This window comes from Caulobacter sp. Root1472, assembly GCF_001426985.1.
GTDB lineage: Bacteria > Pseudomonadota > Alphaproteobacteria > Caulobacterales > Caulobacteraceae > Caulobacter > Caulobacter rhizosphaerae.
The window spans coordinates 617,789-641,630 of record NZ_LMFX01000001.1; the positions used below are offsets into that span (position 1 = coordinate 617,789).

The 23,842-nt window shown below is 68.2% G+C and carries 27 protein-coding genes; 14 read left to right on the forward strand and 13 right to left on the reverse strand.

Annotated features, from left to right (window positions below; all coding sequences use genetic code 11):
- Positions 1 to 28: 28 nt before the first annotated feature.
- The 10 genes from ASD47_RS02550 to ASD47_RS02595 form a co-directional block, all read right to left on the reverse strand.
- A complete protein-coding gene (locus ASD47_RS02550; protein WP_056751109.1) occupies positions 29 to 406 on the reverse strand; it encodes a hypothetical protein in 378 nt (125 codons plus the stop codon).
- The gene (locus ASD47_RS02555; protein WP_056751112.1) at positions 399 to 986 is read right to left on the reverse strand and encodes an RNA polymerase sigma factor; all 588 of its coding nucleotides are present in this window, start codon (positions 984 to 986) and stop codon (positions 399 to 401) included. Before ASD47_RS02555 ends, ASD47_RS02550 begins: the two co-directional genes overlap by 8 nt.
- Before the next feature lie 31 nt (positions 987 to 1,017).
- The gene (locus ASD47_RS02560) at positions 1,018 to 1,425 is read right to left on the reverse strand and encodes a DUF6249 domain-containing protein (RefSeq protein WP_056751116.1); all 408 of its coding nucleotides are present in this window, start codon (positions 1,423 to 1,425) and stop codon (positions 1,018 to 1,020) included.
- Positions 1,426 to 1,584: 159 nt separating this feature from the next.
- Positions 1,585 to 1,884: a hypothetical protein gene (locus ASD47_RS02565; protein ID WP_056751118.1), complete on the reverse strand. Its 300-nt coding sequence runs from the start codon at positions 1,882 to 1,884 to the stop codon at positions 1,585 to 1,587.
- The gene (locus tag ASD47_RS02570; protein ID WP_056751121.1) at positions 1,881 to 2,396 is read right to left on the reverse strand and encodes an RNA polymerase sigma factor; all 516 of its coding nucleotides are present in this window, start codon (positions 2,394 to 2,396) and stop codon (positions 1,881 to 1,883) included. Before ASD47_RS02570 ends, ASD47_RS02565 begins: the two co-directional genes overlap by 4 nt.
- Positions 2,396 to 2,833, reverse strand: coding sequence for a hypothetical protein (locus ASD47_RS02575; protein ID WP_056751125.1), 438 nt, complete (start codon positions 2,831 to 2,833; stop codon positions 2,396 to 2,398). The genes ASD47_RS02570 and ASD47_RS02575 overlap by 1 nt, the downstream gene beginning before the upstream one ends.
- Before the next feature lie 57 nt (positions 2,834 to 2,890).
- The gene (locus ASD47_RS02580; protein WP_056751128.1) at positions 2,891 to 3,073 is read right to left on the reverse strand and encodes a hypothetical protein; all 183 of its coding nucleotides are present in this window, start codon (positions 3,071 to 3,073) and stop codon (positions 2,891 to 2,893) included.
- A gap of 49 nt (positions 3,074 to 3,122) precedes the next feature.
- On the reverse strand, positions 3,123 to 3,782 hold the full coding sequence (locus tag ASD47_RS02585) for an HAD hydrolase-like protein (protein ID WP_056751131.1): 660 nt from the start codon (positions 3,780 to 3,782) through the stop codon (positions 3,123 to 3,125).
- Positions 3,783 to 4,139: an ArsC family reductase gene (locus ASD47_RS02590; protein WP_056751133.1), complete on the reverse strand. Its 357-nt coding sequence runs from the start codon at positions 4,137 to 4,139 to the stop codon at positions 3,783 to 3,785.
- A 111-nt stretch (positions 4,140 to 4,250) separates the two neighbouring features.
- Positions 4,251 to 4,697, reverse strand: coding sequence for a MarR family winged helix-turn-helix transcriptional regulator (locus tag ASD47_RS02595; RefSeq protein ID WP_056751135.1), 447 nt, complete (start codon positions 4,695 to 4,697; stop codon positions 4,251 to 4,253).
- Positions 4,698 to 4,773: 76 nt separating this feature from the next.
- Here ASD47_RS02595 and ASD47_RS02600 point away from each other — a divergent pair, with 76 nt between their 5' ends.
- Together ASD47_RS02600 and ASD47_RS02605 are read left to right on the forward strand one after the other, a co-directional pair.
- On the forward strand, positions 4,774 to 5,514 hold the full coding sequence (locus ASD47_RS02600) for a thioredoxin family protein (RefSeq protein ID WP_056751140.1): 741 nt from the start codon (positions 4,774 to 4,776) through the stop codon (positions 5,512 to 5,514).
- Between the two features lie 2 nt (positions 5,515 to 5,516).
- Complete coding sequence (locus tag ASD47_RS02605; protein ID WP_056751142.1) at positions 5,517 to 5,768, forward strand: hypothetical protein; 252 nt, start codon at positions 5,517 to 5,519, stop codon at positions 5,766 to 5,768.
- Here ASD47_RS02605 and tet read toward each other — a convergent pair.
- Together tet and ASD47_RS02615 are read right to left on the reverse strand one after the other, a co-directional pair.
- On the reverse strand, positions 5,743 to 6,918 hold the full coding sequence (tet, locus tag ASD47_RS02610; protein WP_056751144.1) for a Tet(A)/Tet(B)/Tet(C) family tetracycline efflux MFS transporter: 1,176 nt from the start codon (positions 6,916 to 6,918) through the stop codon (positions 5,743 to 5,745). The two genes, ASD47_RS02605 and tet, sit on opposite strands and share 26 nt — an antisense overlap.
- 84 nt (positions 6,919 to 7,002) lie before the next feature.
- Positions 7,003 to 7,398, reverse strand: coding sequence for a DUF983 domain-containing protein (locus tag ASD47_RS02615; protein ID WP_056751149.1), 396 nt, complete (start codon positions 7,396 to 7,398; stop codon positions 7,003 to 7,005).
- A 65-nt stretch (positions 7,399 to 7,463) separates the two neighbouring features.
- On the opposite strand from ASD47_RS02615, the gene ASD47_RS02620 reads away from it, so the two are divergent.
- Positions 7,464 to 8,834: a PLP-dependent aminotransferase family protein gene (locus ASD47_RS02620; RefSeq protein WP_235525729.1), complete on the forward strand. Its 1,371-nt coding sequence runs from the start codon at positions 7,464 to 7,466 to the stop codon at positions 8,832 to 8,834.
- A gap of 20 nt (positions 8,835 to 8,854) precedes the next feature.
- Here ASD47_RS02620 and ASD47_RS02625 read toward each other — a convergent pair whose 3' ends face one another.
- A complete protein-coding gene (locus ASD47_RS02625; RefSeq protein ID WP_056751155.1) occupies positions 8,855 to 9,430 on the reverse strand; it encodes a 2'-5' RNA ligase family protein in 576 nt (191 codons plus the stop codon).
- Positions 9,431 to 9,551: 121 nt separating this feature from the next.
- On the opposite strand from ASD47_RS02625, the gene ASD47_RS02630 reads away from it, so the two are divergent.
- From ASD47_RS02630 to ASD47_RS02680, 11 genes are all read left to right on the forward strand, one after another.
- Complete coding sequence (locus ASD47_RS02630) at positions 9,552 to 9,989, forward strand: D-Ala-D-Ala carboxypeptidase family metallohydrolase (RefSeq protein WP_056751158.1); 438 nt, start codon at positions 9,552 to 9,554, stop codon at positions 9,987 to 9,989.
- A 212-nt stretch (positions 9,990 to 10,201) separates the two neighbouring features.
- Positions 10,202 to 11,230 carry a histidine kinase gene (locus ASD47_RS02635; RefSeq protein ID WP_162251606.1) on the forward strand — a complete coding sequence of 343 codons (1,029 nt, stop codon included), beginning with the start codon at positions 10,202 to 10,204 and terminating at the stop codon, positions 11,228 to 11,230.
- A gap of 337 nt (positions 11,231 to 11,567) precedes the next feature.
- The gene (locus ASD47_RS02640; RefSeq protein ID WP_369800250.1) at positions 11,568 to 12,920 is read left to right on the forward strand and encodes an alginate export family protein; all 1,353 of its coding nucleotides are present in this window, start codon (positions 11,568 to 11,570) and stop codon (positions 12,918 to 12,920) included.
- Positions 12,921 to 12,941: 21 nt separating this feature from the next.
- Positions 12,942 to 14,240, forward strand: a complete 1,299-nt coding sequence (locus tag ASD47_RS02645; RefSeq protein WP_056751168.1) for a CmpA/NrtA family ABC transporter substrate-binding protein — start codon at positions 12,942 to 12,944, stop codon at positions 14,238 to 14,240.
- Positions 14,241 to 14,253: 13 nt separating this feature from the next.
- On the forward strand, positions 14,254 to 15,144 hold the full coding sequence (gene ntrB / locus ASD47_RS02650) for a nitrate ABC transporter permease (protein WP_056751171.1): 891 nt from the start codon (positions 14,254 to 14,256) through the stop codon (positions 15,142 to 15,144).
- Between the two features lie 11 nt (positions 15,145 to 15,155).
- On the forward strand, positions 15,156 to 15,941 hold the full coding sequence (locus tag ASD47_RS02655) for an ABC transporter ATP-binding protein (protein ID WP_056751175.1): 786 nt from the start codon (positions 15,156 to 15,158) through the stop codon (positions 15,939 to 15,941).
- A 168-nt stretch (positions 15,942 to 16,109) separates the two neighbouring features.
- Entirely contained in the window at positions 16,110 to 19,010 is a 2,901-nt protein-coding gene (locus ASD47_RS02660) for a PAS domain-containing protein (RefSeq protein ID WP_235525731.1), read from the forward strand.
- Between the two features lie 8 nt (positions 19,011 to 19,018).
- Positions 19,019 to 20,611: a response regulator gene (locus tag ASD47_RS02665; protein ID WP_056751177.1), complete on the forward strand. Its 1,593-nt coding sequence runs from the start codon at positions 19,019 to 19,021 to the stop codon at positions 20,609 to 20,611.
- Between the two features lie 32 nt (positions 20,612 to 20,643).
- Positions 20,644 to 20,835, forward strand: a complete 192-nt coding sequence (locus ASD47_RS02670; protein ID WP_056751180.1) for an alpha/beta fold hydrolase — start codon at positions 20,644 to 20,646, stop codon at positions 20,833 to 20,835.
- A 291-nt stretch (positions 20,836 to 21,126) separates the two neighbouring features.
- Positions 21,127 to 23,187, forward strand: a complete 2,061-nt coding sequence (locus tag ASD47_RS02675) for a pyridoxamine 5'-phosphate oxidase family protein (protein ID WP_056751182.1) — start codon at positions 21,127 to 21,129, stop codon at positions 23,185 to 23,187.
- 59 nt (positions 23,188 to 23,246) lie between these two features.
- Positions 23,247 to 23,711: a DUF1348 family protein gene (locus tag ASD47_RS02680; protein WP_056751184.1), complete on the forward strand. Its 465-nt coding sequence runs from the start codon at positions 23,247 to 23,249 to the stop codon at positions 23,709 to 23,711.
- Positions 23,712 to 23,842: the final 131 nt, after the last annotated feature.

The window sequence follows — 23,842 nt, forward strand, 5'->3', positions numbered from 1 at the left end:
CAATAAGGCCGTCAGCTGTCCACAGGTTCTAGACCTCATCCACCAGCCGGGTCACGGCGAAGGCCAGCGCCAGGATGGCCAGCGCCGCGCCCACCCAGAGGGTCTCGGAACCGCCCAGGCTGAACAGCTGATCGTAACGGTGGGTCAGCTTGTCCACGCCCAGGTTCAGTTGGTCCGCACCCTCCTTCGACATCTGCGCGAACTCGTCGGCGAACCGCGCCCCGACCAGCTGGACGGCGGCGGCCACCCCCGCCACGACGCCGGTCGCGCCGATCAGCACGCGGCGCAGCGCCCAGCCGCGATCCAGTTTCTGGGTCACCTGCTGGGCGAACAGCTCGGCGTCGCGAAACACCGGCGCCTGGCCGTAGAGACGCGCGAGCTGGGTTTCGAAATCCTGGTCAGCCATGGCTTTCCCTCCTTGCGGAGTCGTTCGATCCATTTTCGGATGGCGCGGCCATCCGGACTCTGAGTTTATCCAGACCACGTTTGACATGGGATTTGACCGTCCCAAGGGGGATGTTCAAGGCCTCGGCTGCTTCGGTGTGCGACCAGTCGGCCCCGTAGCAAAGCGACACGCATAGGCGCTCGGCCTTGGACAGAGACTTGAGCGCCTCGTCCAGATCGAGACGATCGGCGCTCGCGGCCGCACCGTCCGATCCCACGGGAGCCTCGTCCTCCGGCGCCTCGGTCAGCACGAACCGCGACTCCCGCTTGACCTTGCGCAGGTAGAGCCGCGCGGCGGTCTTCTTGATCCACCCCGCGAAGGCCCCCTCCCCGCGATAGTCCGCGATCTGCTCGTAGCCGACCAGGAAGGCGTCCTGGGCGATGTCGTCGGCGGTGGCCGGATCAGCCCCCAGCCGGCGCAGCAGGCCCCGCACGGCCGAGCCGTGGCGGCGCACCAGCTCGCCGAAGGCCCGCCGGTCGCCGGCCGCCGCCAGGGCGGCCAGCTCGACGTCGTGGCCGGTGGGTGGGCGTTCAGTGCCCATGAGCTTGGTCCCCTCTCCCCCTTGTCCGCGCTCAAGCCTCAGGCGGACGCTTGTTGGGGTTGAAGAAGCTGAGGATGACGAAGGCCAGGCCGATCATGCCCGGGATGGCCGCCCCGCTGACGGTGCCGAACATGGCATGATCGTCAATGCTGCCCAGCGCGACGCCCGTGAGTGCAATGCCCGCCGCCACGGCTAGGAGAATGACGCCGATCCGCATATCGCGATGCGCAGACGGCACTTTCACCGGCGCGACATCCTTGGTCAAAGCCTCAAAAAGTTGCGGCGACGGCTCCTGACCGCGCTCGATGGCCATACGGATAAGCTGTTGTGCTTGAAGCCGTTCGCGGCTCCGCAACCACTTCGGAACCAAGACCAGCGCCAAAACCAGAATGACCGGCGCAAAAAAGAAGCCGAATGGAACCAGAACGTCAGGGCCCATGACTTAAATCCCCTCGAATGCTCGGCGGGAGCGCTTCGCCCTCGCCTTCTGTAGATAAGAGACCTGGGCCATGGCGATCGGAGGCGCCGGGTCGGATGAAACTTTCGTAAGGTGGAGCCTTTCGAAAACTTCGACCGAACGCCAGGCGAAATCCACCGACTAGCGCCGCGTCAGGACCTGCGCGCCCAGCAGGCCGGCGGCCGCCGCCAGGGTCAGGATGCCGGCCGCCGGCAGCAGGACGGGCGCCAGGGTTTGGACCGCCAGGTTCAGCACCGGCGCGCAGGCCCACAGCACCGCACCGGCGGCCAGCGCGGTGACGGCGGCCGAGGCCAGCTTGACCTGCAGTTCCCGCCGCGCCACCCGCTGCATCACCTCGGCGACGAACGCGGCGTCCACCGCGGGCCGCACCGGGACGGCGTCGGCGGACAGGAAGGCGGCCAGACGATCTTCGGGGCTCATGACGGGACTCCCAATACGGCCAACAGTCTCTCACGTCCGCGGTTCACATGCGACTTCACCGTGCCCAGCGGCAAGTTCAGGGTTTCCGCCGCCTCGCCGTGCGACCAACCCTGGCCCAGGCAGAGGGTGACGCAGGCCCGCTGGTCCGGCGGCAGGCCGGCCAGGGCCGCCTCCAGCGCCAAGCGGTCGGCCGGATCGACCTCGCGCGGCGCGTCGGCCGCCTGGTCTTCGCGCCAGGCCTCGTCGCGGCGAGCCGCGCGGCGGGCGGCGCGCCCCTGATCCAGCGCCTTGCGCCAGGCGATACCGAACAGCCACGCGCGAAAGCCGTCGTCGTCGCGCAACCGGCCCAGGCTCGACCAGGCCGCCAGGAAGGCCTCCTGGGCGATGTCGTCGGCGTCGCTGAAGCCGCTCTTGCGCAGGAACCCGCGCAGACTCCGCTCGTGCGCCGTGACGAGCCGCGCGAAGGCGGACTGCGATCCGCCCCGCGCGGCCCGAACGAGCGGTCCGTCCATCAGATCCGCGGTCCTCGATCCACCAGGATCGACACCGCCGCCGCCACGGCCAGGGCGGCCATGACGAAGGACACGATCACGAAGGCCGGCCCGGCTTGGTAGAGATCGGTGACCGCCGCGTAGGTGAAGCCGGCGCAGAGGCAGCCGAACAGCGCCACGCGGGACCAGGTGTGCTGGCGCCAATGGCGGCGACGGTGACGACGGCGGTAGCGGTCGTCGTCGTCGTCCACCTCGCCCAGATCGTCGCCATCGTTCCAGCGCTTGCTGAGCTTGGCCATCAGCTCCGGCGGCGGTTCGCGTCCCGACTGCGCGTAGGTCTTGATCAGGTCCAGGGTGTCGCGGTTGGCCCTGTAGGACAGCCAGCTTTGATAGGCGCCGAACACGAACCAGCTCAGCGGAAAGATCAGCCACCAGAACTGTCGAAACATGTCTTCCATGGTCTTGGTCTCCGGAGGCGCGTCGCGCGCCTCGAAATGTTGGCTCGAACCTTGGGATCAGCGGGCGTTGAGCCGCGCCACGAGCGCCGGCGGCGGCTCACGACCGGCCTCGGCGTAGGACCGCAGCACGTGCAGGGCGTCGTGGCGGGCGCGATAGGCCAGCCAGCTTTGAAACACGCCGAACACACCCCAGCTCAGGGGGAACACCAACCACCAATAGGAGCGGAACAGCTCTTCCATCGGTCTCAATCTCCAGGTCGACGCGACCCTTCGCGCCGTTTTCTGAAGACTAGTCGGCGCCGACCCGCGGATTGGATGCGGCGACCCGTGAAATAATTTCGTCCATGGCCGCGAACATCATGGTCGGGCTGTGGTCGGCCAGGGCGCGGCGGGTGGCGTAACCCCATTCGACGGCCCCGCAGGCCAGGCCCGCCTCGCGCGCCGCCTCGATGTCGCGGGTCTCATCGCCGATGCACAGCACCCGGTCCTTGGGGATGCGTGCGGCCTTGACCACGGCCCTGAACTTGGCGGCCTTGCCGAAGATCGCCGCCCCGCAGCCATAGTGGTCGACCAGGGCGGCCAGGTCGGGCCCCAGGATCGAGCGGATGGTGGCCTCGGAATTGGAGCTGACGATGGCCAGGCGCAGACCGGCCGCCGAGAGCGCCCGCAGGAGGTCGCCGGTGCCTGAAAACAGCGGGATGGCGTGGGCCTCGGCCGCCATCATCTTCTTGCCGTGGGCGGCGACCAGCGGCACCTTCCACAGCGGCAAGCCGAGATAGTCGATGATCTGGCGGCTGGTGCGGCCGCGCAGCATGGCGATCTCGTCCTCGGTGACCGCCTTGAACTTGAAGCGTTCCGCCAGCGGCCTGACGGCGCGGATGGCCCAGGCCGTGCTGTCGGCCAGCGTCCCGTCGAAGTCGAAGATGACCAGATCGATCTGGGCGTCCATTCAGCCCCCTGAACCCAAGGCGCGACCATACACGTCAGGCTTGAATCCGACCAGCAGTTGATCGCGCGTCTCAAGAACCGGCCGCTTGATCATCGACGGATTGGCCAGCATCAGCGCGATGGCCTTGGCCTCGTCTACGCCCTGCTTGTCGGCGTCCGGCAGCTTGCGAAAGGTCGTCCCGGCCTTGTTGAGCAAGGTTTCCCAGCCCACGGCCCGGCTCCAGGCCTCCAGGCGCGGACGGTCGATGCCCGCCGTCTTGTAGTCGTGAAAGTCGTAGGCGACGCCGTGACCTTCCAGCCAGTCCCGCGCCTTCTTCATCGTGTCGCAGGCCTTGATGCCGTAGATCATGGTGGTCACGCCTGATTGCTCCGTGCGCGTCAGATTCCCGAGTCTGACCAACCTAGAGTTCGCGCGCCATCGGGCAAAACGGAAAAAGGCCAGGCGGACGCCTCACCCGCCGATGGTCGGTCAGGCCAGGGCGAGCAGCCCGGCGCGCAGGGCGTCGCCGCCACCGAGGGGCAGACCCGCCTCGACCTCGGCATGGGTCTGCGTCCAGACCGGCAGGGCCCGCGCCAGCAGGGCCATGCCGGCCTGCGTCAGGGCCAGACGACGGCTGCGCCGGTCCCGTGGATCAACGCCGACCGTCAGCAGGCCGCGCCGCTCCAAGGGCTTGAGATTGGCGGTCAGGGTCGTGCGATCCATGGCCAGCAGGCCGGCCACCGAGCCGATGGTCGGCGGCTCGGGCCGGTTCAGCGACATCAGCAGCGAGAACTGGCCGCTGGTGATCTCAAACGGCGCCAGGGCCTGGTCGAACCGCCGCGCCAGGGCCCGCGCCGCTCGCTGGGCGTGGAGGCACAGACAGGTGTCCCTGACATGAAGCGTGGCGGCGAACGGGACTTCCAGCGGCTTTGACACTTCGTATTTATGTTGATATCAACTCTTTCTGTCAAGGCCGAACGGCCGCCGGGCTCACGCACCAGGGAGAATAACGATGCCCAACCACAAGGTCGCGTCGCGCGAGGAATGGCTTGAGGCCCGCAAGGCGCTACTGGCCCATGAAAAGGAAGAGACCCGGCTGCGCGACCGTAACGCGGCCGAGCGCCTGGCCCTGCCCTGGGTCAAGGTTGACAAGGCCTACGCCTTCGACACCCCGAGCGGCCGCAAGACCCTGGCCGAGTTGTTCGACGGCCGCAGCCAACTGGTGGTCTACCACTTCATGCTGCCGCCCGAATGGAAGGCCGGCTGCCCGGGCTGCTCGTTCCTGGCCGATCATCTGGACGGAACCCTGCCCCACCTGAACCACCACGACGTGACCCTGATCGCCGTGGCGCGCGCGCCGCTGGACAAGATCGCCGCCTACAAGGCCCGGATGGGCTGGAAATTCCCCTGGGCTTCGTCGTTCGAAAGCGACTTCAATTACGATTTCGGCGTGTCGTTCACGCCGCAGACCATCGCCGCCGGAGCGACCTACAATTTCGAGCCCGTCGGCGAGGACGCCGGCGAGTCGCCCGGCATGAGCACGTTCTACAAGGACGAGGCCGGCCAGGTGTTCCACACCTATTCCAGCTACGGTCGCGGCGGCGAGGAACTGATCGGGACCTACATGGTTCTCGACCGCGCGCCCTTGGGCCGCAACGAGTCCGGCAACATGGGCGACTGGATGCGCCGCCACGACGAATACGAGGACGCCGCGCCGGCCAAGGCCTGCCACGGCGAAGCGGTTCCGGCCTAGCCATGCTGTGCTGCGCGCTGGGACTGCTGGCCTTGGTGACCGGCGCCTCGGCGCGCGGCCTGCGGGCCCTGCTGGGGGCCTGGCCGGTGGCGATCCTCGCCGGCGGCGCGGTCACGGTCCTAGCGGTCCTGGTTCCGCACCACCTGGAGCACTACCGCCAGCGCGCCCGGGCCCATGACCGCACGGTGCTGGCCGAGATCGTCGCCGCGCCGCTGTGCTCGGGCCGGCCTAGCCGGTCTTTAGCGCCCGGCTGAAGAACACCGGTAGGCACAGCAGATAGAGCGCCGCGCCGGCCAGCCAGACCAAGCCCGGGAACAGGCCGCGCGAGGCGAAGTAGACCTGGCTGATCAGCAGCGGCGCGATCACTGAGGACACCCCGCCCAGGCTGGCCAGCACGCCCTGCAATCGCCCCTGATGCGCCTCGCCGACGCGCGACGACAGCAGCGACTGCAGCGCCGGCCCGCCGACGCCGCCCAGGCAGAACACCGGCAACAACAGGAACGCCATCCAACCGCGCGTGACCAGGGCGATGGCCACATAGGCCGCGGCGTCGGCGACGATGCCGACGGCCAAGGCCCGCTTCTCGCCCCAGCGCTCGCTGATCGGGCCCGCCACGAAGGCCTGGGCCAGAGCGTGGAACAGGCCGAACCCGGCCAGGGAAACGCCAATCGTCAGACCGGTCCAGGCGAACTTGTCTTCGCCGTACAATACCCAGACCGTCCCGCCGACGTCACCGACGACGGCCAGGACCAGGAAGGCGGCCAGCAGCGGCAGCAGGGCGCGAAAACTGAACGCCCAACGCAACGGCCCCAGCGGGTTGAAGCTGGAGAGTTCGATCCTGCCGCCTCGCCCCTTGTGCGACTCGGGCAGGATCAGCAGCGCCACCAGGAAGTTCAGGCCGTTCAGGGCCGCAGCGGCCAGGAAGGGCGCCCGCAGCCAGACGTCGCCGAGCAGGCCGCCGATCACCGGGCCGGCGATGAAGCCCAGGCCAAAACACGCGCTCATGTATCCGAAGCGCCGGGTCAGGTGCTCGGCCGGCGTGATGTCCGCGATGTAGGCCGAGGCCACTGCGTTGCTCGCCCCGGTCATCCCCGCGATGGCGCGGCCCACGAACAGCCACCACAACGACGGGGCCAAGGCCAGGAACAGGTAGTCGACCGCCGCGCCGGCCAGAGAGACCAGCAGCACCGGCCGACGGCCGAAACGGTCGCTGAGCGCGCCCAAGATCGGCGCGCAGACGAACTGCATCAGGGCATAGAGCGCCAGAAAAGCGCCGAACCGCCAGCTCAGGTCGCTCGTGTGACCCACCTCGCGCAGCAGGCGCGGAATGATGGGCAATACGAGACCCAGGCCGACCGCATCGAGCGCCACGGCGCCCAGGATGACGCCCAGCGCCCTCTTCATCGTCGCCCCAAGGACCTCTTTCAACCCGACCCGGTCGCACCCGATCATTCGCAGCCACGATCAAGTTGTCCAGTCGGCGCCGTCTTACCGTTTCTGGACGCTGGAAGCGCCGCCCTCGCTGGCGTTGTGGATGTACTGTTCGGCGACCAGCCAGGCTTTGACGGGCCGCAGGGTGCCCAGACAGCCGATCAGCAAGGCCGGAAAGACGGTCGCGAACTGCGCCCAAAGCGGCGGGCTCCAGGCGATCACCGCCCAGGCCCAGACCGCGATCACCAAAATACCCACGCCCGTCATGACGAAGAAGGCCGGGCCGTCCGCCGGATCGGCGAAGCCATAGTCCAGCCCGCAACGGTCACAGCGTTTGGCCAGGCGCAGGAAGCCGCCGAACAGCTTGCCCTCGCCGCAGCGCGGGCAACGGCAGAGCAGCCCGGCCTGCAAGCTCGTCGGACTGTCGAAATGGGTGATGAGGGGCCGTTCCATGCAATGTGAGCCTTGTTGCATACATTCGCTACGAAATGTATGTATCACGCCATGGAAAAGCAACCATGACTCGGGATCGACCGACGACCGCCTGGCTGCGGCACGTCCGCGCGGGCGATGGCCGCCCAATCTATCTGGCGCTGGTCGACGCCCTTGAAACGGCGATGCGCGAGGGCGAGTTGCAGCCGGGCGATCAATTGCCGCCCCAGCGCGTCGTGGCCGACCAGCTGGGCGTCGACTTCACCACCATCACCCGCGGCTATGGGGCCGCCCGAGGCCGGGGCCTTGTCGAGGGCGCGGTGGGACGCGGCACCTTCGTACGTCGCCGCGCCATGGAGGACGAGGCTGGACTGGTCGATCTGAGCATGAACCTGCCGCCGCCGCCGCAGGGCGTGTCCTTGGCGACGCTGCTCAAGGAAACGACCGCCGCGATCCTCGACCGCACCGACGTGGCGACCCTGATGGCCTATCACGCCGGTCCCGGCGCGCCAGGACAGCGCGCGGCCGGCGCGGCGTGGCTGGCGCCTGCCCTGGGCCCGATCGGATCCGAGCGGATCGTGGTCAGCCCTGGAGCGCAGTCGGCCCTGACGGCGGTTCTCACCATGATCGCCTCGCCCGGCGCCGGTCTTGTGGTCGAGCCCCTGACCTATCCCGGAATCATCGCCCTGACCGCGCGGCTGGGCCTGCGCTTGATTCCCTGCCCGGTGGACGCCGAAGGCTTCCTGCCCGAGGTCCTGGCCCGACTCTGCGCCGAACAGAAGCCCGCCGCCGTCTATCTGGTCCCGACCACCCGCAATCCGGTCGCCACGACCATGGGCTTGGCGCGGCGTCGCGAGATCGCCGCTACCGTCCTCGCCAGCGACGCCTGGCTGATCGAGGACGATCCCTACAGCCGGCTGTTCGACAGCCCCCTGCCCGCCATCGCCTCATTGGCGCCGGAGCGGTCCTTCCACATCGCCACGCTGTCCAAGACCCTGTCGCCGGGCCTGCGCACCGCCTTCGTATCGACCCCGACCGCCGCGATGGCCCGACAGGTGGCCGACGCGCTGCACGCCACCGCCCTGATGGGATCGCCCCTGACCACGGCCATCGCCATCCGCTGGCTCCGCGACGGAACCGCCGAACGGATCCTGGCCGGCGTGCGGCGCGAGGCCCGGATGCGGCGAGCCCTCGCCGCCGAGGTCTTGCCCGCCGCCCAAGGTGACGCCGAGGGGCTTCACGTCTGGCTGGACCTGCCGCCCGGCCTGGACACCAACGGCTTTCGCACGCTGGCGGCCGCGCGCGGCCTGGCCCTCGTCGCGTCGGACGCCTTCGCCACGACGCCTGACGCGCCCGTCGGACTGCGCATCTCGCTGGGAGGTCCCGCCAAGGCGTCGCTGCTGCGCCAGGCGTTGGACCATGTCTCGGCCCTGCTGAAGCCGCCGCTGATCATCTGACGCGACGAGGGCCCTCGCTTTCAGCGCAACGTCCATCGCGCCAGCGGGATATGCTCGGTCCGCCCCAGCAGGCTATGGACGAGGGTGAAGCCGCCGACAGTCCATCGGATCGGCGGAAGCGGCTGTTCGGCGACCAGTCGTCTGTCGTAGAGCATCGTCACGTGCGGCGTGAACGTCCTGTCCACCCACTTGCCAAGGCCGGCCCGCGCCATTTCCAGACCCAGGTCGCGCTGGAAGGCCTTGAGGGCTTCCAGCCCCTCGCCGCCCTGCAGGACGAACGGATTGTTGCCGCCGTTGTGGAAGCTGGCGGCGCGATCGAAGAGGACCTCGAACGGCGGGGCCGTCATCGCCTCGGCCGCCTGACGGGCCATCGCCACGATATCGCGCCGCACGCCGGCGTGGTCGCCCAGGTGATGCAGGGTGATGTGAAACCGTTCGGGCGCCAGCGGCCGGCCGCCTAGCTGGTGCGAGGCGCGCAAGGCGTCGGCATGGCGGGCGATACCGGCCGCGGTTTCCACATCGGGAAAGATCGCGAAAAACAGCCGATCGGTGACGGGCGGCGCGTCGAAGAGGGAGAACTGGTCGGTCACCGGCATATTCTGTCCAGATTCCAGAGCCTGCGCCACGGATCCGCCCCGCCGTTTTCCAAGTCTCGGAATTCCCGTTTGGATTGTGATATCTAAGCGCTAATCTTTCGCGACACCCGGAGGGGCGGCCATGAAGCTCAGCGCGCATTTCTCGCTGGAGGAATTCACCATTTCCAGCAAGGCGCTATCGATGGGCGTCAGGAACGACCCGACCCCGGCGCATCTGGAAAACCTCAAACACCTGGCCGAACGCATGGAAGCCGTTCGCGCGCTGTTCAACCGGCCGGTCGAGATCACCAGCGCCTACCGAAATCCGCAGGTCAACACCGCGGTCGGCGGCGTGCCGACCTCGGCCCACGCCTTGGGTCACGCCGCCGATTTCCACGTCGACGGCCTGAACGACCTGGACGTCGCCAAAGGCGTCCGCGACAGCGGATTGAAGTTCGATCAGCTGATCTACGAAAAGAGCCGCTGCGTGCACATCAGCTTCGATCCCAGGCTGCGCCGCCAGGTGATGCGCCAACCCGGCGGACCGGGATCGGCGGTCTATAACGGCCTGGAGCCCTAGCTTCGCCTCCGCGCCGCACTTCCCTATCAGCCGGAAGCGGAGGTCCCACCCTTGCGGCGAACGCAGGCGCCATTCGGCCGTGGAGCGTTGAAATATAAGTTTTGGAGCCTGGCCCGCGAGGGTGAACAATGCGCGGCCTCGTCACGCCGCTGACCGCGCGTCATGACCTACAGAACATAAGGCTCACTACGGAAATGCACACGGCTCACGAGATGAGCGAAGGGTCCGCCTCCGGTTTGTACGAAGTCATTCTCGACACCGTCACGGCGAACGTGGCGATCCTGAACGCCGAGGGTGAGATCGTCGCGGTGAACGACGCCTGGGCGCAGTTCGCCGCGTTCAACGCGCCGCCGCTGGAAAACCATGGGCTGGGCCTGAACTACATCGCCTTCTGCGACAGCCTGGGCGGGTCCGAGACGTCCGAAGCGGCCGCCGGCCTCCGAGGCCTGCTGGCGGGCGAGGCCGGGCCTTTTCGCCATGAATACCAGATGGACCTGGCCAGCGGTCCGCTGTGGGCCAGGATGATCGCCACGCGCATCTCCAGCAACGGCCGAACCCTGGTGATCGTGGCCCAGGAGGACATCACCGTTCAGCGCCATGCCCAGGCGGCCCTTGGACGCGCCACCGCCGCGCTGCTCCATGCCGAGGACGACGAGCGCCGGCGCATCGCGCGCGAGCTTCACGACGGAACCGCCCAGTACCTCACCGGCGCCAAGCTGATGCTGGGCGCCATGAAGGTCGAAGGCCGCGCGGAAAAGGTTCGCGTCGAGATCGAGGCCCTGCTGGTCAACGCCTTGGAAGAGATCCGCAGCCTTTCCTACGTCATGCACCCTCCGGCTCTGGAGGAGACGGGCCTGGGCCCCGCCATTCGGCAGATGGCGGAAGGCTTCGCGCGGCGCACGGGACTGTCGCTGCAGATCTATATCGCCGACGACTTTCCGAAGATGGCCCGGCGGACCGAGGTGGCGCTGTATCGCGTCGCTCAGGAGGCCCTGGCCAATGTGCATCGCCACTCCGGCAGCCCGCGCGCCGCGATCGGTCTGCGGCTGGCCGGCGAAATGGTGCTGTTGTCGATCCGCGACTACGGGGTGGGTCTGCCGGACGGCGCTTCGGCGACGTCGGGCGTCGGCCTGGCGGGCATGCGCTTGCGGCTGGAATTCGTGAACGGCCACATCTCCCTGACCAGCGCCTTTCCCGGCGTGTTGGTCGAAGCCTGGGCGCCGTTTCAGCCCAAGGACTAGGTAGCCAGTCGTCCGACCCGGCCCGCCGCCCTTTCCAAACGCGCGAAATCCGGGCAGCTCCTCTGTCGTCCGTGCACCGCTGCTGTGCAAATCACCCCGTTTTCATGCTGCGATGCGACACGGTGCAGTTTTCGGATTGCCGCGCCGGCCGGTCGGCTCCCTCCTGGTCTCAACACGCGGGACAACGACGTTCCGCTAAGGCCTGAGAGGGCCGCCCGGCGGCGATGCAGCCGCTTGGTACCGTTTGGACAACGACGTCCGGAGTGATCGCTGAAGCGGTCGCGCCGGGCGTTTTTTTTGGCCTTCTGGGGGATAGACCATGCCAAGCCTACGAAAAATGCTGCTTTGCAGCACGACTTTCTGCGCCTTGATTCTGGGTGGCGCAGCCCATGCTCAATCGGCGCCGGAACCGGTGGCGACCACCGTCGAACAGCCGGCCGAAGCCACCGAACCGCCGCCCCCCGCGCCGCCGCCGCCGACCTTCAGCGACCAGGTCGCCGCCGGGAAACTGATCCTGGAAGTCCGGGCCCGCTACGAAAGCGTCGACCAGACCAAGACCGCCACCCTCAAGGACGACGCCTCGGCCTTCACCATCCGCACCCGCCTGGGCTGGGAGACCGCCGAGTTCCACGGCGTGAAGGGCCTGATCGAGTTCGAGGACGTCCGCCAGGCCGGTCCCGAGCACTACGCCGTCAACGTCCCCGGCGCGGCCACCGCCCCCCTGAACGGCGCCGACAAGGCGCGCTATCCCGTCGTCAACGACCCGGACGTGACCGAACTCAACCGCGCCCAGCTGACCTGGACCCCCAGCGCCGCCCTGCAGGTGGTCGCCGGCCGCCAGCGCATCCTGCTCGACGACCAGCGCTTCGTCGGCAATGTGGGCTGGCGCCAGGACGAGCAGACCTTCGACGCCATCCGCACCGACGTCGCCTACGGTCGATTCAAGGCGACCTATGCCTACATCTCGCACGTCAACCGCATCCTGGGCGAACTGCGCGACTGGGACAGCGACAGCCACCTGCTCAACGCCACCTGGTCGCCGGCCGAGGCCCTGCGTCTGCAAGGCTTCGTCTATGCCCTGGACTTCGGCAATTCGGCGGTCAACTCGTCTCTGACCAAGGGCGTCAAGGCGTCGGGCAAGACCTGGGTCGGCCTCTACCAGCTGGCCTACAACGCCACCTACGCCAAGCAGTCGGACTACCACCACAATACGCCGAACTTCGACCTCGCTTATTTCGGCGGCGATGTCTCTGGCACGTTCGACATCTACACCGTCAAGGCCAGCTACGAGTCGCTGGAAGGCGACGGGACGCGCGGGTTCACCACGCCCCTGGCCACCGTCCACGCCTTCCAGGGCTGGTCCGACGCCTTCGTTTCGCCGGGTGGCAACAAGAGCTTCGTCGACGGCATCGAGGACGCCAACCTCAGCTTCAACGCCAAGCCTCGGTTCAAGCGGACCTACTTCTTCAACACCGACATCCAGGTCCGCTACCACGACTTCAACGACCAGCGGACCGGCGCCGACCTCGGTCACGAGTGGGACGTCGCCTTCGCCGCCGCCATCACGCCCAAGCTCTCGATCCAGCTGAAGTACGCCGACTTCCAGCGCGAAACGACCGTGCCCGCGGGCACGGCGACGCCGCCGGCGTCGCGGACCAAGGCCTGGTTCACCCTCGAATACAAACTCTGACCTCCAGCGGGATTTGAGATCATGACCAAGACCGACAAGACCGCCGCCAAGCCAGACACAGGCCTGACCCGCCGCCACGCCCTGGTGGGCGCGGCCGCTACCGTCGCCGCCGCCAAGGCGCTGTTACCGGCCGGCGCCCATGCGGCCGGGGCCGGACCCGAAGTGGCCAAGGCCCGCCTGGGCTTCATCGCCCTGACCGACTCCGCGCCGGTGATCATCGCCAAGGAGCGCGGGCTGTTCGCCAAGTACGGCCTGCCCGACATCGAGGTGGTCAAGCAGGCGTCCTGGGCCGCCACCCGCGACAACCTGGTGCTGGGCTCCGAGCGCGGCGGCATCGACGGCGCCCATATCCTCTCGCCCATGCCTTACTTGATGACCACGGGCGCGATCACCGGCGGCGCGCCGACGCCGATGTACATCCTGGCCCGCCTCAACACCAACGGCCAAGGCATCTCGGTCGGCAACGATCTGAAGGCGGTCAAGGTTGGGCTCAACAGCGGCGGCGCCAAGGCCAAGTTCCTGCAGATGAAGGCCGCCGGCAACATCGCCAAGGTGGCGATGACCTTCCGGGGCGGCACCCACGACCTGTGGGTGCGCTATTGGCTGGCGGCCGGCGGCATCAATCCCGAGACCGACGTCGCCACCATCGTCATCCCGCCGCCCCAGATGGTGGCCAACATGAAGGCCGGCACCCAGGACGCCTTCTGCGTGGGCGAGCCGTGGAACGGCCAACTGGTCAACCAGCGGGTCGGTTACACCGCCTGCCTGACCTCGGAACTGTGGATGAACCACCCCGAGAAGGCTCTGGGCATGCGCGCCGCCTGGGTGGACAAGTACCCCCGCGCCGCGCAGGCGATCACGGCCGCCGTGCAGGAAGCGCAGCTGTGGTGCGACAAGGCCGCGAACCTGCCGGCCATGTGCTCGATCGTCTCGGGCCGCCAATACGTCAACGTGCCGATGGGCGACATCCTGCCCCGCCTGCAGGGCACGGTGGATTATGGCGACGGCCGCACGCTGAAGAATTCGCCGCACCGCATGAAGTTCTGGGCCGACAACGCCAGCTTCCCGTTCAAGTCGCACGACCTGTGGTTCCTGACCGAGGACATCCGCTGGGGCGTGCTGCCGCAGAAGACCAACACCCAGGCGCTGGTCAACAAGGTCAACCGCTCGGATATCTGGCGCGCGGCGGCCAAGAGCATCGGCCAGGCCGGGCCGGCCGGCGACAGCCGGGGCGTCGAGCGGTTCTTCGACGGCAAGGTGTTCGACCCGGCCAATCCGGGCGCCTATCTGGCCAGCCAGCCGATCAAGAAGCTGGTCTAGGGAGGGCGTGCGCATGACCTTTCCCAAGCCCTCCTTCACACCGGCCGAGCCGGTCGCCGCGCCGGTGATCGCCCCGCCGGTCGCCGAGCCGCGCGCCTCGCGCGGGTCGGAGATCGTTCGTCGGGCGGGCGCGACGGCGGCGGCTGTGGTGCCGCCACTGCTGACCCTTCTGGCGATCCTGGGCCTGTGGCAGGCGGCGATCGGCGACTCCTATGGCGGGCTGCCGTCGCCGGTCCAGGTGTGGACCGACTCCAAAGACCTGATCCTCAACCCGTTCTTCGATCACGGCGGCGTCGACAAGGGCCTGTTCTGGCACGTGCTGACCAGCCTCAAGCGGGTCGGGGTCGGCTTCTCGATCTCCGCGATCTGCGGGGTGATGCTGGGCGTGCTGATCGGCTCCAACCGCTGGGCGCACCGGGGTCTGGACCCGATCTTCCAGGTGCTGCGCACCGTGCCGCCCCTGGCCTGGCTGCCGATCTCCCTGGCCGCCTTCCGCGAGGCGCAGCCCTCGGCCCTGTTCGTGATCTTCATCACCTCGATCTGGCCGATCATCATCAACACCGCCGTCGGCGTGCGCAACATCCCGACCGACTATGTCAATGTCGCCAAGGTGCTGCGGCTGTCGCCGATCGAGTATTTCTTCAAGATCCTGCTGCCGGCCACCACGCCCTACATCTTCACCGGCCTTCGCATCGGCATCGGCATGAGCTGGCTGGCCATCGTCGCCTCCGAGATGCTGTTGGGCGGCGTCGGCGTCGGCTTCTTCATCTGGGACCAGTACAACGCCTCGCGCATCTCCGACATCATCGTGGCCTTGGCCTGGGTCGGACTGACCGGCTTCTTCCTCGATCGCCTGGTGGCCCTGCTGGGCCACGTCATCTCGCGCGGCAACGCGGCGAGCTAGGAGACACAACCATGGCCAAGGCCTATCTCTCCATCGAAGGCGTCGGCGTCACCTTCGCCAAGGGCGCCGCCCGCTCCGAGGTGCTCACCGGCGTCGATCTGAAGGTCGACAAGGGCGAGTTCGTCTCGATCATCGGCCACTCGGGATGCGGCAAGTCCACCTTGCTGAACGTGGTCGCCGGCCTCGTGCCGGTGACGACCGGCGCCGTGATCCTCGACAAGCAGGAGGTCAACGCCCCGGGGCCGGACCGGGCGGTGGTGTTCCAGAACCACTCGCTACTGCCCTGGCTGTCGGTGCGTGAGAATGTCTCGCTGGCGGTCGACAAGGTGTTCGGCAGGACCAAGACGGCGGCCGAGCGCCGCGATTGGACGCTGCACAACCTGGAGCTGGTCAAGATGACCCACGCCCTGGACAAGCGCCCCTCGGAAATCTCCGGCGGCATGAAGCAGCGGGTCGGCATCGCGCGCGCGCTGGCCATGGAGCCCAAGGTGCTGCTGCTGGACGAGCCGTTCGGCGCGCTGGACGCCCTGACCCGCGCCCACCTGCAGGACAGCGTCATGGAGATCCACGCGACGCTGAAGAACACCGTGCTGATGGTCACCCACGACGTCGACGAGGCGGCCCTGCTGTCGGATCGCATCGTGATGATGACCAACGGCCCCCGCGCCGCGATCGGCCAGGTGCTCGACGTAGGCCTCCAGCGCCCCCGCGATCGTCTCGCCGTGGCCGAGAATCCGACCTATATCCACGCCCGGGCGGCGGTGATCGAGTTCCTGTACGCCCGACGCGCGGCCTGAAGGAGAGGCCGACCGGCGTTACGGGCGAATTTCGCCGAGGCCCGGCGGCGCTATCGTGGGTTGCGCGCGACCACAGTTGAGATACGACTATCGGCCTCGTAGTTCAGCTCGGGGAGCGCCTTGGCCGACCCCACGCCAGCAGGAACCCTGGGACCGGACGCTGCGGGTTTGGCGCGACCTTCCCGCCCTGCGGTCGGCATACTGGTCGTCCTTGGCCTCATCGGCGGCCTGCTGCTGGCCAGCCAACCCAAGACCTATCCGAACCTCCACACCATCCTCGATACGGGCGTGGGGCTGCTGTCGGGGATTCTGGCGCTGAAGCTGTGGGGCGCCGGCCAGCGCGAAGGCGGCCATATCGCCAGGCGGCTCGCCCTCGTTTTCCTGGCGACCTTCGCCATGGAGATGGTCCATGTCCTGGTGACCGTCGAGTGGTCGGGGCCCCTGGCTCCGATCAAGGCCTCCAGCGGGGTGCTGCGGCCGTCGACCTGGCCGCCGCCGTCCCACCTGCTGCCCCTCGGGGTGATCGGAGCCCTGCTCTGGCCCACGACGAGGCGCTCTGGCCTGGCGACGTTCGCCTCGGCGGTCCTGGCGACCGCCATCGTGCTGTTCGCCGTCTACCAGCGGCTGCCGACCTATCTGCCGCCGGGTCCACTGGGGATCACACGGCCCACGCTGATCCTGGCGCCTATGCTCTGGATCGCGGCGGGCTTGTTGGCGTGGCGCCTGGCGGACCGCGACCGGGTCGTCCGGGCGCTGCCGATGACCGCCGTCATCCTGGCCGCCGCCAACGCCCTGATCCTCTATTCCCGCTCTCCCGCCGACGCGCCGGCGATGGCCTCGCACCTGGGCAAGATGGCCGGCGAGCTTACCCTGCTGTTCTTCCTGTTCCAGACGGCGTCGCGCGACATGGGCGATCGTGTCCGCGTCGAGACCGCCCTGTCGCAGTTGAACGCCGAGCTGGACCAGCGCGTGGCCGAGCGGACCGCCCAATTGGAGGCCGAGACGCAGGCGCGCCAGAAGGGACAGCGCCTGCTGGAGGCGGTGGTCGAAAACTCGCCCGCCGTCATCTACGTCAAGGATCTCGACGGCCGGTATCTGATGGTCAACCGTCGCTACGGCGACATCTTCCACATCGACCGGGACGCGATGGTCGGGCGCACGGATCACGACATCTTTCCGCTGGAGATCGCCGACGCGTTCCGCACCATGGACGTCCGCGTCGCCGCGGCCGACCAGCCGCTGACCGAGGAAGAAAGCGCCCCGCACGACGACGGCCCCCACGCCTACATCTCGGTGAAGTCCCCCCTGCGCGACGCAACCGGCCAAGTCTACGCGGTATTCGGCATCTCGACCGACATCACCGAGCGCAAGGACGCCGAGGCCAAGCTGCACACACAGTTGCAGCGAATGGGCCTGCTGGACGAGATCACCCGCGCCATCGGCGAGCGGCAGGACAACCAGAGCATCTTCCAGGTCGTCGTGCGGAGCATCGAGGACCAGCTGCCGGCCGATTTCGCGTGCCTTTGCCTCTATGATGACCTGGAGCGTGCGCTGACGGTCGCTGCTGTCGGGGTCAACAGCCAGGCCCTGGCGCTCGAACTGGCCATGCCGGAACGCGCGCAGGTCGACATCGACGAGAACGGCCTCTCGCAGTGCGTTCGAGGCCGCCTGGTCTACGAGCCGGACATCGCCCAGGTCCCCTTCCCGTTCCCACGACGGCTCGCGGGCGGCGGCCTGGGATCGATGGTCTGCGCGCCCCTGCAGGTCGAGAGCAAGGTGTTCGGCGTGCTGGTCGTGGCCCGCTTCCAGCCGAACGCCTTCGTCAGCGCCGAGTGCGAGTTCCTGCGCCAGCTGAGCGAGCACGTCGCCTTGGCCGCCCACCAGGCCCAGCTGCACAGCGCGCTACAGGCGGCCTATGACGACCTGCGCCAATCCCAGCAGGCGATCCTGCAGCAGGAGCGGCTGAAGGCGCTGGGCCAGATGGCCAGCGGCATCGCCCACGACATCAACAACGCGCTGTCGCCCGTCTCGCTCTATACCGAAGCGATGATCGAGACCGAACCGGGGCTCAGCGCCGCGGGACGCGGCCAGTTGGAGATCATCCGTCGCGCCGTCGAGGACGTGGGCCAGACGATCGGCAAGATGCGCGAGTTCTACAGGCTGCGTGAAACCCAGTTGGAAACCGAGCCCGTCCAGCTGAACCAGCTCGTCGGCCAGGTGCTGGAACTCACCCGGGCGCGGTGGAACGACATGGCCATGCAGCGCGGCGTCGTCATCGCGGTGGAGACCGCTCTGGCCGACGACCTACCGGCGGTGATGGGCGTGGCCAGCGAGATCCGCGAAGCCCTGGTCAATCTGGTGTTCAACGCCATCGACGCCATGCCCGACGGCGGCGTCCTGACGGTGAACACCGCCCGGCTGGCCACGGACGTCGGCGACGCCGTGCGGGTCAGCGTCGCGGACAACGGAATCGGCATGGACGCCGAGGCCCGTCGGCGATGTCTCGAACCCTTCTTCACGACCAAGGGCGAACGCGGCACCGGATTGGGTCTGGCCATGGTCTATGGGGTTGCTCAGCGCCATGGCGCTGAACTGGACGTCCTGTCCTCGCCCGGCGCCGGCGCGACGATCTCGCTGACCTTCGCCCGGGCGGCGGATGATCGCGCCGCTCCGACAACTCCGGCGGCTGTTCCACGGCGGCGGTTGCGCCTGCTGCTGGTGGACGACGACCCCGTTCTGCTCAAGGCCCTGAGCGACGCCCTGGAAAACGACGGCCATGTCGTGACCATCGCCAATGGCGGCGGCGCGGGAATCGAAGCCTTCGAGGCCAGCCAGGGCGGCGACCGCTTCGACGCCGTCTTCACGGACCTGGGCATGCCCTATGTAGACGGCCGTCGCGTGGCGGCCGCGATCAAGGGGCTGTCGGCTACGACGCCGGTGATCCTGCTCACGGGCTGGGGCCAGGGACTGCTCGCCGACGACGACGTCCCGCCCCATATTGATCTGGTGCTGAGTAAGCCGCCCAAGCTGCGCGAGCTCCGCGCGGCCCTCGCCCGCTTCACGACATGAGCCGCCCCATGGTCGAACCCCGCAAACCACTGGACGAAGACGATCGACGGACGCGTATCCTGATCGTCGACGACGAAGCCGCCAACCTTCAGGCCCTTCGCGTGACGCTGGGAGGCCAGGGCTTCGACGTCACCGGCTTCACCCATCCAGACGACGCGCTGGAGGCGATCACGCCTGGCGCGTTCGACGTGCTGCTGACCGACCTGATGATGCCTTCGACCACTGGCGTCGAGCTGCTGCAAAGGGCCCACGAGCGCGACCCCCACCTTTCCGGCGTCATCATGACCGGGGAAGGCTCGATCGCCTCGGCGGTGGAGTCGATGCGCAGCGGCGCTGTCGACTATGTCCTCAAGCCGCTCAAGCTCAGTAACCTGCTGCCCATCCTGGCCAGCGCGCGCACCCTTGGCCGGCTGCGGCGCGAGAACGACCAGCTGGAACAGAGCGTGCGGGCTCGCACGGCGGAACTGGAGCACGCGCTTGAGGAGGTCGATCGCCAGGCCGCGGAACGCCTCAAGGCCGAACAGGCGCTGATGCAGGCCCAGAAGATCGAGGCCATCGGTCGTCTTACCGGCGGCGTCGCCCACGATTTCAACAATCTGCTCGCCGCGGTGATCGGCAATCTGGAGCTGCTGCAGCGCAAGCTGCCGTCGGAGGCCGAACCGTGCCGGCGGTTCGTCGACAACGCCCTCGAAGCGGCCAGTCGCGGCGCCAAGGTCACCGGCCAGCTCCTCGCGTTTTCCCGGACCCAGCGGCTGCGCCTGGAGCCGCAGGAAGTCGACGCGACCTTGCAGCGCAGCGACCCGCTCCTGCGCCAGGCGCTGGGTCCGGGCGTCGATCTCGAGGTGAACCTCAAGGCCGAGGGCGCCTGGGCCAGCACCGACGCCACGCAACTGGAGCTGGCCGCGCTGAACCTGATCGTCAATGCGCGCGAGGCCTTGCCCGATGGCGGGGTGGTGCGCCTGAGCACGCACCTTGAGCCCGACCGGATCATCCTTGAAGTCGCCGACACCGGCGTCGGTATGACGTCGGAGGTGCTGGCGCGCGCCACGGAACCCTTCTTCACAACGAGGACAGGTTCCGGAACCGGCCTGGGCCTGGCGCAGGTCCATGGCTTCGCGCGCCAGTGCGGCGGCGACTGCGAGATCGACAGCGCTCCAGGCGAGGGAACCCGGGTGCGCGTTTGGCTCCCGCGAACCGAACCTCCCGCCCTGCGCGTCGAAGCGCCGCCGGAACCGGTCGCGACGCCGCGAGACGGCCTTCGCGTGCTGGTCGTCGACGACGATCGTCATGTCCGCGACAGTCTTTGCGAAGCCTTGGCCAGCGAAGGCTTCCTCGTGCGTTGGGCGTCGGACGGTCCTTCCGGACTGGCCCAACTGGAGATGGAGACGCCCGACGCCGTAGTGCTGGACTATGCGATGCCGGGCATGACCGGCGCGGAAGTCGCACGCCGCGCCCAGGCGTCTCATCCCCATCTCCCGATCGTTTTCCTGAGCGGCTATGCGGACTCCCTGGCCCTGGACCAGATCGAAGCCGCCGCCGTCCTGCGCAAGCCGATCTCCATCGCCGACCTCAGCCGCGCGCTAAGGCTGGCGGTGGGCTAGCAACGTCCCGAAACCGCCGGCAGCCGCCGACGTTGATCGTCTGGGGCAAGAACGACGAGATCTTCCCCGAAGCCGGCGCCCATACTTGCATGCGCGCCCTGCCTAAGGTGGAGATGCGCATCCTCGACACCGGCCACTTCGACCCCGAGGACAAGTTCAGCGTCATCGCCCCGATGATCCACGACTTCCTGGATCGCGAGGTCGGCGACGGCGGCGCGCGCTGAGCCGACGCCGTCGCGCCGGAGAGTCGCCGAGATTGTTCCAGTTTTGACAATAATGAAGTGTCTCGGCGGGCCATTCTCATCATCCGACAACAGCGCCACCTTGGCTTCGCGCCTCGGGATCGGGCGCTCCAGACATTCAGGGCCCAGATCATGAAGCTCTACCATCACCCCCCGTCGGCCACTCGCATCGTCCCGTTCGTCGAGACGCCGGTCGGCCTCTCCGCCGCCGCCTGACGCCCAGGGCCGAACGCGCCGCGAAGCGCGCCGGCCTGCCAACCCGACAGGTCCGTCATGAGCACCCATGTCCCGCAGACGAAACTGGCCCCCTGGCACGCCGGCGAGAAGGCCCTTCAGGAGATGGCGGGCGTCTCCGATCGGATGGAGGACTTGGGTAGGCGGGTGATCCGCGACTTCATGCCGGAACAGCACCGCGAGTTCTATAGCCGCATACCTTTCGTCGTCGTCGGCGCGGTCGATCACGCCGGCGCGCCGTGGGCCACGCTGTTGGCCGGCGAGCCCGGCTTCATGCGCTCTCCCACCGACAAGTCGCTGGACATCGGCGCCCGGCGCGAGGCCAGCGACCCAGCCGCGGAAGGCCTGGCCGAAGGCGACGCGATCGGCCTGCTGGGCATCGAGCTGCACACCCGTCGGCGCAATCGCATGAACGGCGTCATCGCCATCGCGAGCCCGGCCGAGCTGCGGGTGGAGGTCGAGCAGAGCTTCGGCAACTGTCCGCAATACATCCAGCTGCGGGACTACAGCTTCGTGCGCGACCCGAAGTCGCCGGCGCCGGTCCTGGTCGAGGAACGCGACACCCTCGACGCCGAGGCGCGGGCCATGATCGCGGGGGCCGACACCTTCTACGTCGCCTCCTACGCCGAGCGGGACGACCGGCGGCAGGTGGACGTCTCTCACCGGGGCGGCAGGGCCGGTTTCGTCCGGGTCGGCGACGACGGGGTGCTGACCATCCCCGACTTCGCCGGCAATCTGTTCTTCGCCACCCTCGGCAACATCCTGCTCAACGGCAAGGCGGGGCTGGTGTTCGTCGACTTCGAGAGCGGCGACCTGCTGCAGATGACCGGCGAGGCCGAGGTCGTGCTCGACTCACCCGAGATCGCCGCCTTCCAGGGGGCGGAACGCCTATGGACCTTCCGGCCCCGCCGCGTGATCCGTCGGCGCAACGCCCTGCCCTTGCGCTGGGCGTTCGAGGCGAACGGCTGGTCGCCCAACGCGCTCATGACCGGCGACTGGACCCAGACCGCCGACCGTCTCAAGGCCGTCGAGCTGAAGGCGCGCTGGCGGCCGTTCAAGGTCTCCAGGATCGTCGACGAAAGCCGCACGATCCGTTCGTTCTACCTTGAGCCCGACGATGGGGCCGGGTTGCTGGCGCACCGGGCCGGGCAGCACCTGCCGCTCCGCCTCACCCTGCCGGGCGCCGACAAGCCGGTGATCCGGACCTACACGCTTTCGGTCGCGCCGTCGGACGGGATCTACCGCATCAGCGTCAAACGCGACGGGGCGGTTTCCCAGCATCTGCACGACCACGTGCGGGTCGGCGATGTCCTCGAGGTCCGCGCGCCGGACGGGGCCTTCACCATCGATCCGGACGCCGAGCGCCTGGCGGTGATGCTCGGCGCCGGCGTCGGCGTCACGCCGCTGATCGCCATGCTGCGCCACCTGGTCTACGAGGGCCTGCGTACCCGGCATGTTCGCCCGACCGTCTTCTTCTACAGCGCCCATTCGAAGGCCGATCGCGCCTTCGACGCCGAGCTCGCCCAACTCGCGGCCGCCGCAGAGGGCTCGGTGACCATTATCCGCGTGCTCAGCGACACCGACGGCGCGCAAGCCGGGATCGACTTCGAGGCCGAAGGCCGTCTCGACCTGGCGAGGCTGTCTCGTCACCTGCGACCGGGCGACTATGACTACTACCTGTGCGGACCGTCGCCCTTCATCCAGACTCTCTACGACGGGCTGCGCGGGGACGAGGTTCCCGACGAGCGGGTCCACACCGAGGCCTTCGGGCCGTCATCGCTGAAACGCGCCACTCGGATGGGCGGACCGCCACCGGCGACCACGCCGGTGTCCGTTATCTTCACCAAGTCCCTGAAAGAGGCCCGCTGGACACCGGGTCCCCAGACCTTGCTGGAGCTGGCCGAGGCGCGGGGCCTCAATCCGGAATACAGCTGCCGCATCGGCAGCTGCGGGACCTGCCGCACCAGGCTCGTCAAAGGCGCAGTTTCGTACCTGACCCCGCCCACCGCCCCGATCGGCGAAGGCGAGGTCCTGATCTGCTGCGCGGCGCCGGCGGCCTCCAGCGACGGGGCCGCCCCCCGCATCGAACTCGCCCTCTGAGGCGAGAGCCGCTCGCAAACCCAATAGGGCCGATCCAGGCCCTTCAGGAGAGATCCACCATGTCACGCCCCCCGCTGCCGCCGTTTACCGAAGCCACCGCCATCGAGAAGATCCGGCTCGCCGAAGACGGCTGGAACAGCCGCAACCCGACCAAGGTCGCCCTGGCCTATACGGAGGACACCCGCTGGCGCAATCGCGCCGAGTTCCTGAACGGCCGGGCTGAGGTCGAGGCGTTCCTGACCCGAAAATGGAACCGCGAACTCGACTACCGGCTGATCAAGGAACTCTGGGCCTTTACCAGCAATCGCATCGCCGTGCGCTACGCCTACGAGCACCACGACGACAGCGGCCATTGGTTCCGGGCCTATGGCAACGAGAACTGGGAGTTCGGCGAGGACGGCCTGATGCAGGTCCGTCACTGCTGTATCAACGAACAACCGATCGCCGAGGCCGATCGGAAGTTTCATTGGCCCTTGGGCCGACGGCCGGACGATCACCCCGGCCTCAGCCATTTCGGCTTCTGAGTTCCGGCGCCGGCGTTGCGGTCCGATCGCAGCGTCGAAGGCCGCCGGGTGATTGCGACCCGTCACAAACTCTAGGAAACGCCTGGGGTCGAAAGAGTGCTGACCGGAGGCGACCCCGTCGAGGCCCCGGG